At 74.9% G+C, this 12,026-nt stretch carries 11 protein-coding genes; 8 read left to right on the forward strand and 3 right to left on the reverse strand.

The features are described 5' to 3' along the window. Positions 1-4 precede the first annotated feature (4 nt). Genes ABT369_RS17850 through ABT369_RS17860 form a run of 3 tightly spaced genes read left to right on the forward strand, consistent with a single transcriptional unit; the run spans position 5 to position 4,226 of the window. Positions 5-1,615: a Ycf46 family AAA ATPase gene (locus ABT369_RS17850; protein WP_350613140.1), complete on the forward strand. Its 1,611-nt coding sequence runs from the start codon at positions 5-7 to the stop codon at positions 1,613-1,615. Beyond that, positions 1,612-2,550 (forward strand): hypothetical protein, encoded by a 939-nt coding sequence (locus ABT369_RS17855; RefSeq protein ID WP_350613142.1) that lies wholly within the window; start codon positions 1,612-1,614, stop codon positions 2,548-2,550. The genes ABT369_RS17850 and ABT369_RS17855 overlap by 4 nt, the downstream gene beginning before the upstream one ends. Then, positions 2,547-4,226, forward strand: coding sequence for a hypothetical protein (locus ABT369_RS17860; protein WP_350613144.1), 1,680 nt, complete (start codon positions 2,547-2,549; stop codon positions 4,224-4,226). The genes ABT369_RS17855 and ABT369_RS17860 overlap by 4 nt, the downstream gene beginning before the upstream one ends. Here the strand turns inward: ABT369_RS17860 and ABT369_RS17865 are convergent. Continuing rightward, a complete protein-coding gene (locus ABT369_RS17865) occupies positions 4,204-4,764 on the reverse strand; it encodes an NUDIX hydrolase (RefSeq protein ID WP_350613146.1) in 561 nt (186 codons plus the stop codon). The two genes, ABT369_RS17860 and ABT369_RS17865, sit on opposite strands and share 23 nt — an antisense overlap. Before the next feature lie 98 nt (positions 4,765-4,862). Here ABT369_RS17865 and ABT369_RS17870 point away from each other — a divergent pair, with 98 nt between their 5' ends. Together ABT369_RS17870 and ABT369_RS17875 are read left to right on the forward strand one after the other, a co-directional pair. Continuing rightward, complete coding sequence (locus ABT369_RS17870; RefSeq protein WP_350613148.1) at positions 4,863-6,464, forward strand: Hsp70 family protein; 1,602 nt, start codon at positions 4,863-4,865, stop codon at positions 6,462-6,464. 9 nt (positions 6,465-6,473) lie between these two features. Continuing rightward, entirely contained in the window at positions 6,474-6,878 is a 405-nt protein-coding gene (locus ABT369_RS17875) for a DUF1257 domain-containing protein (RefSeq protein ID WP_350613150.1), read from the forward strand. 75 nt (positions 6,879-6,953) lie between these two features. Here ABT369_RS17875 and ABT369_RS17880 read toward each other — a convergent pair whose 3' ends face one another. Further along, positions 6,954-7,535, reverse strand: a complete 582-nt coding sequence (locus ABT369_RS17880; protein ID WP_350613152.1) for an NADPH-dependent F420 reductase — start codon at positions 7,533-7,535, stop codon at positions 6,954-6,956. A gap of 66 nt (positions 7,536-7,601) precedes the next feature. Here ABT369_RS17880 and ABT369_RS17885 point away from each other — a divergent pair, with 66 nt between their 5' ends. The 3 genes from ABT369_RS17885 to ABT369_RS17895 all read left to right on the forward strand — a co-directional run bounded on the left by ABT369_RS17885 (position 7,602) and on the right by ABT369_RS17895 (position 11,050). Next, the gene (locus ABT369_RS17885; protein WP_350613154.1) at positions 7,602-7,973 is read left to right on the forward strand and encodes a winged helix-turn-helix transcriptional regulator; all 372 of its coding nucleotides are present in this window, start codon (positions 7,602-7,604) and stop codon (positions 7,971-7,973) included. 163 nt (positions 7,974-8,136) lie between these two features. Next, positions 8,137-9,525, forward strand: coding sequence for a DUF1996 domain-containing protein (locus ABT369_RS17890; protein ID WP_350613156.1), 1,389 nt, complete (start codon positions 8,137-8,139; stop codon positions 9,523-9,525). Positions 9,526-9,640: 115 nt separating this feature from the next. Then, positions 9,641-11,050, forward strand: a complete 1,410-nt coding sequence (locus tag ABT369_RS17895) for a glycosyltransferase family 2 protein (protein WP_350613158.1) — start codon at positions 9,641-9,643, stop codon at positions 11,048-11,050. Here ABT369_RS17895 and ABT369_RS17900 read toward each other — a convergent pair. Continuing rightward, the gene (locus tag ABT369_RS17900; protein ID WP_350613159.1) at positions 11,031-12,005 is read right to left on the reverse strand and encodes a glycoside hydrolase family 5 protein; all 975 of its coding nucleotides are present in this window, start codon (positions 12,003-12,005) and stop codon (positions 11,031-11,033) included. The genes ABT369_RS17895 and ABT369_RS17900 overlap by 20 nt on opposite strands. Between the last annotated feature and the right edge of the window lie 21 nt (positions 12,006-12,026).

Raw genomic sequence — 12,026 nt, forward strand, 5'->3', positions numbered from 1 at the left:
AGACATGGCTGGCGTCGGGGACGAGATCCGGCTGTACCTGCGGGCCCGGGTCGCGCTCATCGTGCTCGTCACGATCGAGGAGCAGCGGGCCGTCGACATCCTCGACGACGTGCGCCGGGAGCGGGACCCCGGCGCGGACCTCATCGTGTGGGACGTCGCCGACCACTTCACGTCCGCGGCCATGCCGCCGGCGGGGCAGCGGCCGCTGCCGGAGACCGGCGACCCCGGCACCGCGCTGGACAAGATCAAGGAGCTGGCGAACAAGACGCCGGAGCGCCGCGACATCTATCTGCTCAAGGACTTCCACGAGTTCTGGGGCCGCGACCCGCGCATCCGCCGCAAGCTCAAGAATCTGGCGCAGCAGCTGGTGTACACCGGCAGCTCCCTCGTCGTGATCGCGCCGACCCGGGCGGTGCCGGTCGAGCTGCGCAACGACGCCGTGGTCGTCGAGCTGCCGCTGCCGACCGCCCCGCAGCTGCGCCATGAGCTCGACGGGCTCATCGAGGGCACCGCGGGCGTGCGGGCCGCGCTGAGCGGCGCGGGGCGGGCGAAGCTGTCGCAGGCGGCCCTGGGGCTGACCGTGGCCCAGGCCAAGCGGGCGTTCGCGAAGGCGATCGTGCGCGACGGGGCCCTCGACGACCGGGGCATCGACACGGTCCTGCAGGAGAAGAAGGCCGTCGTCCGCGAGAGCGGCGCCCTGGAGTTCTACCCCGTCGAGGAGAGCACCGACGACGTCGGCGGCCTCGACGCGCTCAAGCGGTGGCTCACCCTGCGCGAGCGGGCGTTCTCGGAGGAGGCGACGAGATACGGGCTGCCCGCGCCGAAGGGCATCGCGCTGATCGGCATCCCGGGCACCGGCAAGAGCCTGACCGCGAAGATGATCTGCGGGCTGTGGCGGCTGCCGCTGCTGCGCCTCGACGTCGGCGCGCTGTTCGGCTCGCTCGTCGGGGAGAGCGAGGAGCGGGTGCGCCTGGCGATGCAGCTCGCCGAGACCGTCGCCCCGTGCGTGCTGTGGATCGACGAGATCGAGAAGGCCCTCGCGGCGGGCGGGCTCGACGGCGGGACCTCGCAGCGGGTCTTCGGCACGATCCTGACCTGGATGCAGGAGAAGACCGCGCCCGTGTTCGTGGTGGCCACCGCGAACGACGTGACCGCGCTGCCGCCCGAGACGCTGCGCCGCGGCCGGTTCGACGAGGTGTTCTTCCTCGACCTGCCGACCGAGCGGGAGCGGCGGGAGATCATCGCGGTGCACCTGCGCAAGCGCCGCCGCGACCCCGAGGCCTTCGACGTGCACCACCTGGCCCAGATCTCCGACGGCTTCGTCGGCGCCGAGCTGGAGCAGGCCGTCATCGACGCCATGTACCACGCCTTCGCCGAGAACCGCGACGTGCGCACCGCCGACATCACCGAGGCCCTGCTGCGCACGGTGCCGCTGAGCCGCTCCCAGCGCGAGGTCATCGAGCACCTGCGCGCCTGGCTGCGCCAGGGCCGAGCCCAGCCCGCCTCGGCCGCCCCCGACCGCCGCGACCCCGCCGCCGAGCGCAGCCCCGGCCTGGAGCTGGACCTCCCGCACGACTCGGGCGACTCGGGCTACCCGGACGGCTGGGACGGGTGAACGCGGCCTGGCGGCGCACGGTGGAACGGGCCGCGGCCGGGGACGGCACCGCGATCGTGGCCCTGCGATGGTTGCTGGAGCGGGAGGGCGGCGCGGAGCTGACGGAGGCGATTTGGCGGGCGCTGCTGGCGGTACCGTCGCCGGATCCCGGCCTCTGGGCGGCCGTGCGGGCCGACTGCCTCGCGGCGCTCGACGACGGCGAGCTGCTCATGGCGGCCGCCCGCGGCGACGGGCACCCGATCGCGCAGACCGCCCGGGAACGCATCCGGCTGCGCGGCGGGGCCGAGCTGGAGGCGCTGTGCCTGCTCGCGCCCGGGCGGCCCGGGCTTGCGGCCTGGTGCGCGCAGCACGCGTCCGACCTGGTGAGCCCGCCCGTGGCCGCGATGCTGCTGCTGGTGACGGGGCAGGCGCAGCAGTACCACGCGATCGACCCCGACGGCGGCGCGCTGCGGGCGGTGCTGGAGATGCCGGGGCTGGCGGAGCGCGGGCCGGTCCTCGCCGCCATGGCCGCCGCGGGGGTCGAACCGGCGCTCGTGGCGGGCGGCGCCGGCCCCGAGGCGCTCGTCCTGGGGCTGCCGGTCGCGCGGGCGGCCGAGGCGGCGCGCGGCCTCGCAGGCGGCCCGGCCGGGGCGGCGCTGCTGGGGCTGCTCGCCGCCGCCGACGCCGACCGGCTCGACCGGGCCACGTTCGCCCTCATCCGCCTCGCCCCGCCCGTCGTCGTGGTGGCGTGGCCGGACGGGCCGCCGCGGGTCGTCGACCTGTGCGAGCTGCCCGAGCGGCCCCTCGGCGAGCTGCTGCCGTTCGAGCTGGGGGTGCTGGAGGAGTACCTCACCGCGAGCCGCCCGCCGCCCGACGTCCGCGAGCTGCTGGAGCTGCTGCGCGACTGGCTGCGTGTGCGCTACGGCGACGGCATCGAGCTCGGTGGCCGGCGATGATGAGCGGGCTCGTCCGCTGGTATCTCGGCGACGCGTTGCTGGATCGGGCGGCCGGCGGCAACCGGGCGCTGAACCGGGCGGCGCGCAGGGCCGTGCTCGAGGCGGGCGACCCGCAGGTCCTGGAGGAGCTCGCCCGGCGCGCCCTGGACCGCCCGGACCTGCAGATCTGGTGCGCGCGCAACGACATCGTCCCCGCCGACGCGGTCACGGCCGCCGCGCTGTTCCTCCTGACCGGGCAGCTGGGGCGGTACCGTGCGATCGACCCCGACACCGCCCTGCTCGCCGAGGCCCTGTCCGCCGCGGACCCGTCCCGGCGCGGACGACTCCTGGCCGCCCTCGCCCGGGCCGGCGACATCGAGCCGGTGGTGGTCGCGGCCCGGCAGCGCAGCAGCCGGATGGTCTGGGACCTCCCGCTGGCCGAGGCGGCCGCCGCGGTCGCCGGTTTCGGCTCCTGGCGCCCGGCGGTGCGGGCCGACGCGGCCCTCTTCGACCGTCTCGCCGCCGAGCAGCCCTGGCGGGTGGCCTCGGCCGTGGCCGCGCTGCCCGGACCGTCCCGCATCGACGTGCGCGGCCAGGTCGCCGACCTCGCCTTCGGCCCCCAGGCGGCCCGCATCGCGATCCTCCACCGCCTCGGCACCGACCGCTACCGGCTGGTCGACGCGGTGCGGGGCGGCCTCGGGCGTTACGAGTACGACCTCGACCTCGGCGTGCGCACCCTGACCGAGGCGCTCGCCGTCGGCGTCACCCGGCGCGTGATGGTGCACCTCGGCGACGCCGTGCTCGCCGCCGACGGCCAGGGCCTCGTGCTGTTCTCGCGCGGGCGCCGGCAGGAGGTGTACCCGGGGCGCCTGTTCCACACCCTCGCACCCCTCGGCACCGCCGGCGGCTGGGTCGCGCTCGGCGGGGACGGCCGGCTCGTCCTCGGCGTCCGGGGCGGGAGCGTCCGGGCCGGCGAGGACCGGGTCGTCGACGTGGGGCCCGGCACCCGCCTGGCCGCCGCGCCCGACGGGCGGCACATCGCCGTCGCGACCGAGGACCGGATCGTGCTGCTCGACGCCGACGGCCGGGAGCCGCGGGCGGTGCCGTGGCCGGCGGGGCGGCTGGAGGGCATCGCCTTCACCGGCGACGGGCGGCTCGTCGCGCTCGACCAGCCCGGCGGGCCGGCCGGGCCCGGGGGCCGCCTGCACCGGTGGCGGATCGCGGGCGGCGAGCTCATCGAGGAGGCCGTCGCCGCCGTGCCCCTCGCGCGCAACCTGGAGGCGCTCGACGGGGGCACGCTCGTGCTGGACACCGGCGAGGAGCTGCTGCACCTGCGCGACGCGGAGACGTTCGAGCCGCGGCCGCCGATCGAGGGGTCGACGGGGCGGATTCCGTACCCGCGCGCCGCCGCCGGATTCGTCGCCGTCACCCGGCACTGGCTGCGGCCCGAGCACGCGATCGACGTGGACCCGCCCGCCGCCTACCGCCTCGCCGGGCGCCCGCTGTCGGGGCTGGCCCCGGGCGACCTCGAGATCCTCGACCGGCACACGGAGCCCGATCGGGGCCGGGCGTGGGTGCTGGGGCTGCTGCGCGACTGCCTGGCCATCCGGTTCGACGCCGACGTGGCCCTGGGCCGGCGCGCCGATCTCGCCGAGGACGACATCGCGCTCGGCGTCAGGCCTCCCGGACCGGCGTGAGCAGCCGACCGGCCCGCGCGATCGTCTCGCGCAGGTTGGGCTCGGTGGCGAGGCCGAGCGCCTCGGCCACGGTGAGCCAGCGCAGGGGTGCGTCGGGCTTCTCCGGCCGGGCCGCTTCGGGTGTACCGGTGGCCAGCACGAACCGCACGTCGGCGTGCTCGTGCGCCGGCTCGTCGCCCTTCGCGTTCACCGGCACCACGACGACGTGCACGATCTCGGCGCGGGCGGGATCGGGGTAGGGGACGAGGTCGGCGAGGCCGGTCTCCTCCTCGCCCTCGCGCAGCGCGACGGCGACCGGGTCGGTCTCGCCGGGGTCCCCGTGCCCGCCGACCTGCAGCCACGCCTCCTGCCGCGCGTGCCAGCGCAGCAGCACCCGCCCCGAGGCCGGGTCCACGATCAGCGCGGACGCGGTGACGTGCAGCGGGGTCGCCCGCGACCAGACGTCGCCGCCCCCGTCGAGCAACGCCCGCACCCGCGCGACGTCACCCGCCTCGTCGGCGTCGGCGGGACAGTAGTCGGCGATCAGCTCACGCAGCACGGTCAATCACCCTAGCGCCCGGGTGTCATGCTGGTGACAGGCGCCGGCACGGGGAGGGATGCGTCGATGCAGCGGTGGCCGCGAGCACAGGCACGGGCGTGACCACGCGCATCGGGATCGACTTCGGCACCGCGAACACCGTGGTCGCCGGGTGGGACGCGGCCGGGCAGCGGGCCGAGCCCATCGCGCTGCCCGGCTACGACGTCGTCCGCGAGCCGGTGCCGGGGCTCCCGCAGCGGGTCGTGCCGTCGATCGTGGGGTACCGGATCGGCTCGGAGGGGCGCGTCACCACGGCGATCGGCGCCGGAGGGCTCGCCGACCCCGGCCCCGGCGGGACCGTCTTCCGGTCGATGAAGTCCAACCTGTCCGGGCGGGTCGCCGACGTGCCGCGGACCGTGGGCGGGCGGCAGATCACCGGGCGGCAGGCCGCGACCGACTTCCTGCGTGGCGTCACCGCGCTCGCGGTCCTGGCCGTCGGCGCCGACGACCTCGAGATCGTGGCCACCGCGCCGGTCGAGACGTTCGACGCCTACCGCGACTGGCTCGTCACCGAGGTCGGGCGGGACCTGCCGCAGGCCCGGCTGCGGGTCGTGGACGAGGCGACGGCGGCCGCGGTGGGCTACGGCGGGCGCATGAGCCCCGGCGACGCGTTCTGCGTCTTCGACTTCGGCGCCGGCACCCTGGACGTGTCCGTGGTCGTGGTCCGCGACCCCGACGAGTCGGGCCGCGGCGCCGGCGTGCGGGTCGTCGCGAAGGCGGGCGCGGACGTGGGCGGCAACCACGTCGACGCGCTGCTGGCCCGCTGGGCGCTGGAGCGCTCGGGCGGCGCGCCCCGCGACCCTGTGCGGCACAACCAGGTGTTCGCCGCCGTGCTGGCCGAGGCCGAGGCGGCCAAGGTGGCGCTGAGCCACCGCGACTCGGCCCGCATCGCGGTGCCCGGCGCGGCCCGGCCGGTCGAGGTGACCCGGGCCGACCTGGAGCGGCTGCTGCGCGACGAGGACCTGCTCGGGCGGGTCAACCGGACGCTGCGGCGGGTGCTCGACGCGGCCGCCGCGCGCGGCTACCCGGCGGGCGAGCTGGCCAGGGTGTTCCTCGTCGGCGGCACGAGCCTGATCCCGGCCGTGCAGGAGCTGCTGCGGATGCAGTTCGAGCCGGGCGTGCTGCACCTCGACCGGCCCCTGGAGGCGGTCGCGGTCGGCGCGGCGGGCATCGCCGGCGGCCGCGAGCTGCACGACCACATCCAGCACGACTACGCGATCCGGCACGTCGACCAGCGCTCCGGCGGCTACGAGTTCGAGCCACTGGTCGCCGCGGGCACGGCGTACCCGACCGAGGAACCGGTCAAGTCGCTCACGATCCGCGGCGTGCGCGACGGCCAGCGCCGCCTCGGGCTGGCCGTCTACGAGCTGGCGCACGCCACCTACCGCGACGCGAGCGCCGACCTGGAGATCGTGTTCGACCGCGACGGCGGCGCCCGGGCCGCGCCGGTCAGCGCGCAGCAGCGGCAGGAGCGCAGCTCGCTGTGGCTCAACGAGGACAGCCCGACGTTCCTGGAGGCCGACCCGCCCGCGACGGCCGGCGCGGACCGGTTCCTGCTGGAGTTCCGCATCGACTCGCAGAAGCGCCTGACCGTGTCCGCCTTCGACCTCGACCGCAAGATCTGGCTGCTGGACCGCCGCCCGGTGGTCCGCCTCGCGTAAGGGGAGCCCATGTCGCACTTCACCCGCGTCCGCACCGCGCTGCGCGACCCCGCGCTGCTGGCCAAGGCCCTGGCCGCCGTCGGCCTGGAGAAGGCCGAGGTGCACGACGTCGCGCAGACGCTGTACGGCTACCAGGGCGACGCCCGCCCCGAGCGCGCCGAGGTGATCGTGCGCCGGGCGCAGCTGGGCCGGATGAGCAACGACCTCGGCTTCCGGCGCGCCGTCGACGGCACGTTCGAGGCGATCGTCAGCGAGTTCGACCGCGCGCAGTACGGCGATCCGTGGTTGCAGCGGGTGACCCAGGAGTACGGGCGGGCCGCGACCCTCGAATACGCCGAGCACAACGGCTTCGAGGTGGCCGGCGAGGAGCGGCAGTCCGACGGATCGATCCGCCTGCTCCTACGCCGCTCGTAGCCCCGGCCGCTCCTCGTCCCACGCGACCGGCAGCGCCTCCTCGACGGTGGGCGGCGGGGCGGCGACGCAGAGGGCCTAGCGCTGGGCGGGCTCCGGGAAGATCGCGCGGACCGGGCCGCCCGCGAACCAGACGCCGATCGCCAGGGCCGCGGTCGCCTCCAGGTACGGCGCCCGGTCGAGGCCGCCGCAGTCGGCCGCCGTGCACCCCATGGAGGCGATCAGCGCGGCGACGCGCTCGCCCGCCGGCCGGGTCGCGGCGCAGTAGGGCACGGTCAGCGGGACGCCCTCGAACACCGGCGGGTCGAGCGTCCAGATGCTCGCGTGGCACACGTTGAACGCCTTCACCACCGCGGCCTCCGGCGCCGCCTCGGCGATCCGCGCCGGGACCGAGCCGGTGAGCATCGGGCCCTCGGGGCCGGGCTCGATCGGGTTGGTGCAGTCGAGCACGATCCGGCCGGCCAGGGTGCCGGCCAGGTCGGCGGCGACGAGCGGGGCGGCCGGGGCCGGGACCGCCAGGAGCACGAGCTCGCCGTGCGCGGCGGCCGCCCGCAGGGTGCCGTCGCGCCGGCCGCCGATGCGCACGTCGTGGCCGGCGCGGGTCCAGGCGCCGCCGAGGGACTGGGACATGGAGCCGGTACCGATGATGCCGATCTTCATGCCGGGCAACGCTAGGTGCGCCGATGCACACCGGGCGGTGTGCGTCGGGCGGGGCACAATCGCGGGGTGGACGACGAGTACACCGCGGACTGCCAGGCCCGCATCGCGTTCGAGGTGCTGGCGAACCGCTGGGACAGCGTGGTGGTGCTCACCCTGGGCGCCTACGGGCCGATGCGCCCGCGGGCGCTGGTGGGGCGCGTCGGCGGGATCGGGCCGAAGGTGCTCAACGACGCGCTGCGGCGGCTGGAGCACAACGGCCTCGTCTTCCGGCAGGTGTACGGGGAGGCGCCGCCCCGGGTCGACTACGCGCTCACGGTCGCGGGGGAGGCCCTGCTCGAGCCGATGCGCGCGATGGGCCAGTGGGCGCTGCGCTACCGCGACGACGTCCTCGCCGCGCAAGAGCGCTGGTCGGGGGAGCGCTCTCCCCGGGTGTCCTGAATGAGAGTCTTGGGAGAGCGCTCTCCGATTTCTTGAACCGGGTGCCAGGCCATTGACATGCGTCAAGTGCGGGGTTCACAGTGGGAACCTCACAGAGAGCGCTCTCTGGCAAGATCGGCCGGACTCCGCCCCCGGCCGACCCGCCGACCCCGGAGGATGCTTCATGACCACCCGACCCGCACGCGCGGGCCGATCCCGGCTGCGCACGATCACGTTCGGCGCCGCCGCCACCGCGCTCGTCGCCACCTTCATCACCGGTCTCGCGCTGCGTTCCGCCGACGCCGCCGAGACCCCCATCTCCCAGGGCAAGCCCGCCACCGCCTCGTCGGCGGAGAACGCGGGCACGTCCGCCTCCGCCGCGGTGGACGGCAACGCCGGCACCCGCTGGTCCAGCGCCTTCAGCGACCCGCAGTGGCTGCAGGTCGACCTGGGCGCGAGCGCCACCATCACCAAGGTGGTGCTCAGCTGGGAGGCCGCCTACGCCAAGGACTTCACCATCCAGACCTCGGCCGACGGCGCCGCCTGGACCACGATCAACACCACGGTGAACGGCACCGGCGGCACCCAGACGCTGACCGTGAGCGGCTCGGGCCGCTACGTGAAGCTCACCACGACCAAGCGGGCGACGCAGTACGGCGTGTCCCTGTGGGAGTTCCAGGTCTTCGGCACCGGCGGCAGCACGACCCCGCCGAGCAGCGGGGCCGGCTGGGTGAACATGGACCAGAACAAGTGGCAGGCCCAGGTGGCCGCGTTCAACGCGCTGCCGACGCACCCGGCGCCGGCCGACGCGGTGCGCGTCTCGGAGTTCAACGCGGCGTGCACGTACAGCCACTCGTTCAAGGACGACCCGATCGTCTTCCCCGGGCTGGCCGGTGCCTCGCACATGCACAGCTTCCTGGGCAACCGCAGCACCAACGCGAACACGACGACCGACACCCTGCTCAACAACAGCGCGTCGTCCTGCTCGCCGGCCGGTGACCTGTCGGCGTACTGGATTCCGACGCTGTACGAGAACGGCGTGGCCGTCGAGCCCAGCGGCGTGACCGTGTACTACGGCTCACGGCTGCCGGACCCGAGCACGACGATGCCGTTCCCGCAGGGCTTCCGGATGATCTCGGGTGACGCCAAGCTCCAGGTGGCCACCCCGGCCGGCTCGCCCAACCAGTTCTGGTGCGCCGGGGCCGGCGGCGAGATCGGCCGCAGCACGGACGGCAACTGGCCGCGCTGCGCCCAGACCGCGTTCCTCAACTACCAGCTCGTCTTCCCCGACTGCTGGGACGGCGTCCACCTGGACAGCCCGGACCACAAGTCGCACGTGGGCGGGGCGGTCAACGGCAAGTGCCAGGGTCAGTTCCCGGTCGCGATCCCGAACATCTCGTTCGTGATCGCGTACCCGACCCACGGCAGCGCCGCCGGCTTCACGCTGGCGTCGGGCATGGCGTCGTCGATCCACGGCGACTCGTTCCTCGCCTGGGACAACACCGCCATGGGCCAGCGGGTGAAGGACTGCGTCCGGCAGAAGGCCAAGTGCAACACGGCCGGCAATTTCTAAACGAACACTGAAGGACGGGGTGTGTCGCCGGTCATCGGCGGCACACCCGCGCCCGTCAGCCCAGGTGCCGGTCGGCCGCGAGATTGCCCGGGAGCTTCGCGGGTAGCTCGCCCCGGTGGGAGCATCGCCGCGCCGGCTCGCCCGCTGGCGGCCCGCGTACTCGCCATTGGTGCTGTCGTACCTCATCATCGTGCTCAGCGAGACCTGGCTCACCCAGCCCCACCCCGGCGTGCTCGGCTGGCCGCTGACCGTGCTCTGGACGTGGCCGATCTTCACCACCCTGACCGGCATCGTCGGGCTGCGCCGTACCCGCAAGGCACTGCGGGCCTCCGCTGCGCGGTGGTCCGGCCGCGGCTCGCCCACCAGCGACGGGCTGCTCGTCGTGGTGGTGCCGACGATCGGGCGGCACGACACGCACCCGGCGCTCGAGCGCTCCGTGCACTCGTACATCACCTGGCTCCCGCCGTGCTTCCCCCGCCTGCGCATCGACGTGCTCGTCGACGAGGGCAGCGAGGGCCACGAGCGGATCGCGGCCCTGGCCGCGAGCAGCGAGATGGTCCGGCTCGTCACCGTGCCGGCCGGGTATCGCACGCCCAACGGCACCCGGTTCAAGGCCCGCGCCGCGCACTACGCGCACGAGCTGCGCATCCGCGAGGGCGAGGCCCGCGACGACGTGTGGGTGCTGCACATGGACGACGACACCGGCGTCGGGCCCGACACGGCGCTGGCGATGGCGCGGTTCATCGCGGAGCAGGACGAGGCCGGGGCCGCCGCGAAGCACCTGGCCCAGGGCATCCTGACGTATCCCCGCGAGTACGCGGTCAACCGGCTCACCTGGCTCGCGGACTCGGCCCGCCCGGCCGAGGACGTCGGGCGCTTCTCGGCCTGGACCGGCAGCGGCACCCCGCGCGTGGGCGTGCACGGCGAGCTGCTGCTGGTGCGCGCCTCCGTCGAGGCCACGATCGGCTGGGACTTCGGCCCGCGCAGCCTGGTCGAGGACGCGCAGTTCGCGCTCATCTTCAGCGACCGCTACGAGGGGCGCAGCGCCTGGTTCGCGGGCCGGTGCTACGGCGCGTCGCCGGCCAGCGTGCGGGACTTCTTCCGGCAGCGGGAGCGCTGGTCGTGGGGACTGGCCGGGCTGGTCTTCAACCCGACGCTGCGGCTGCGCAACCGGCTGTTGCTGGGCTACTCGGTGATGTCGTGGGTGATCGGGCCGATCCAGAACGTCGCCGTCGTCATGCTGGTCGCCCTGCTGATCGCCGACCCGAACACGTCGCCGACCACGGTGCTCATCATCCCGCTGTGGGCGGTGAACATGGCCTACGTGGTCTGGATGTACTGGGAGGGCCTGCGGGTCAACGCGGGCGTCTCCGGCGACGGCCGGCGCCGCTGGTGGGAGCCGGTCGCCGTAGTCGCGCTGATCCCCCTGTTCGGGCTCATGGAGGGCCTGCCGGGGCTGCGCGGCTTCGTGAAGTTCGCGCGCCGGACCGAGAACCGGTTCCTGGTCATCGCGAAGCCCTCGTGAACACCGCCGCCTCGCGCGCGGTGGCCCTGATGCCGTCGAAGAGGCGGCGGCCCCAGTCCGTCAGGCGGTCCGGGTCGAAGCCCTCGGCCGCGTCGAGATAGTCCACCCCGTCCCCGTTGCCGCTCCACGACCAGCCGAGGTAGCCGATGCCGCGCGCGTCGGACTCGCGCATGACCGCGTCCGCGGCCACCGGGCCGTCGGTGTGCCGCCAGCCGAACTCGCCGACGACGAGCGGGAGCCCGGTGCGGCCGAACGCGTCGAGGTACTCGGTCACCTTCGCGGCCGTGCCGTACACGCCGTACATGTGCACCGAGAACGCCGTGTTGCGCTGCGGGTCGCGGGCGAACACCGCCGGGGCGGCGTCGCGCATGGTGCCGGACCAGTCCTGGCCCCAGTTCGGCGCGTCCACCATGAGCAGGTGGCGCAGGCCCGCCGCGCGCACCTTCGCGACCGCGGCCCCGGTGGCCTCGGCCCAGCCCGAGGTGTCGCCGTTGCCGTAGGGCTCGTTGCCGATGTTCACGACGACGTACTCCTCCGAGCCCCGCAACACCGAGGAGAGCCCGGCCCAGTAGTCCGCCGCGCGGTCGAGGGTGACGGCCCCCTCGCGCTCGCCGTAGCCGGTCGTGTCGTGGTCCTCCAGCACGCACACGAGCCGGTTCTCCTTGCACCGCGCGACGATCCCGGCCACCTCGCGGCCCGGCACGTCGCCGGTGAGCACCACCCGCACCGTGTTCGCGCCGAGGCGCTTGATGTCCGCGAGCGCGGCGGTGTGCTGGGGGAACCAGGCGTACGGATGGCTGATCCCGCGCATCAGGAACGGCTCGCCGCCGGCCTGCACGATCTCGGAGCCGCGCACGTGCAGCCCGCTCGCGGGCGGGTTCGCGGGCCCGGCCGCGACCCGGGCCGCGGACCGGTCGTGCCGCCAGAATCCGAACACGGCGAGGAGCACTGCCACGATCGCGAGGATAGGAATGGC

This window comes from Dactylosporangium sp. NPDC000244 (assembly GCF_040300725.1).
Taxonomy (GTDB): Bacteria; Actinomycetota; Actinomycetes; order Mycobacteriales; family Micromonosporaceae; genus Dactylosporangium.

Excerpts from the sequence above, each read along its gene's own strand:
- ABT369_RS17860 (WP_350613144.1), top strand. The coding sequence starts at position 2,547 with ATGATGAGCGGGCTCGTCCGCTGGTATCTCGGCGACGCGTTGCTGGAT.
- ABT369_RS17880 (WP_350613152.1), bottom strand. The coding sequence starts at position 7,535 with ATGAAGATCGGCATCATCGGTACCGGCTCCATGTCCCAGTCCCTCGGC.
- ABT369_RS17890 (WP_350613156.1), top strand. The coding sequence starts at position 8,137 with ATGACCACCCGACCCGCACGCGCGGGCCGATCCCGGCTGCGCACGATC.
- ABT369_RS17850 (WP_350613140.1), top strand. The coding sequence starts at position 5 with ATGGCTGGCGTCGGGGACGAGATCCGGCTGTACCTGCGGGCCCGGGTC.
- ABT369_RS17875 (WP_350613150.1), top strand. The coding sequence starts at position 6,474 with ATGTCGCACTTCACCCGCGTCCGCACCGCGCTGCGCGACCCCGCGCTG.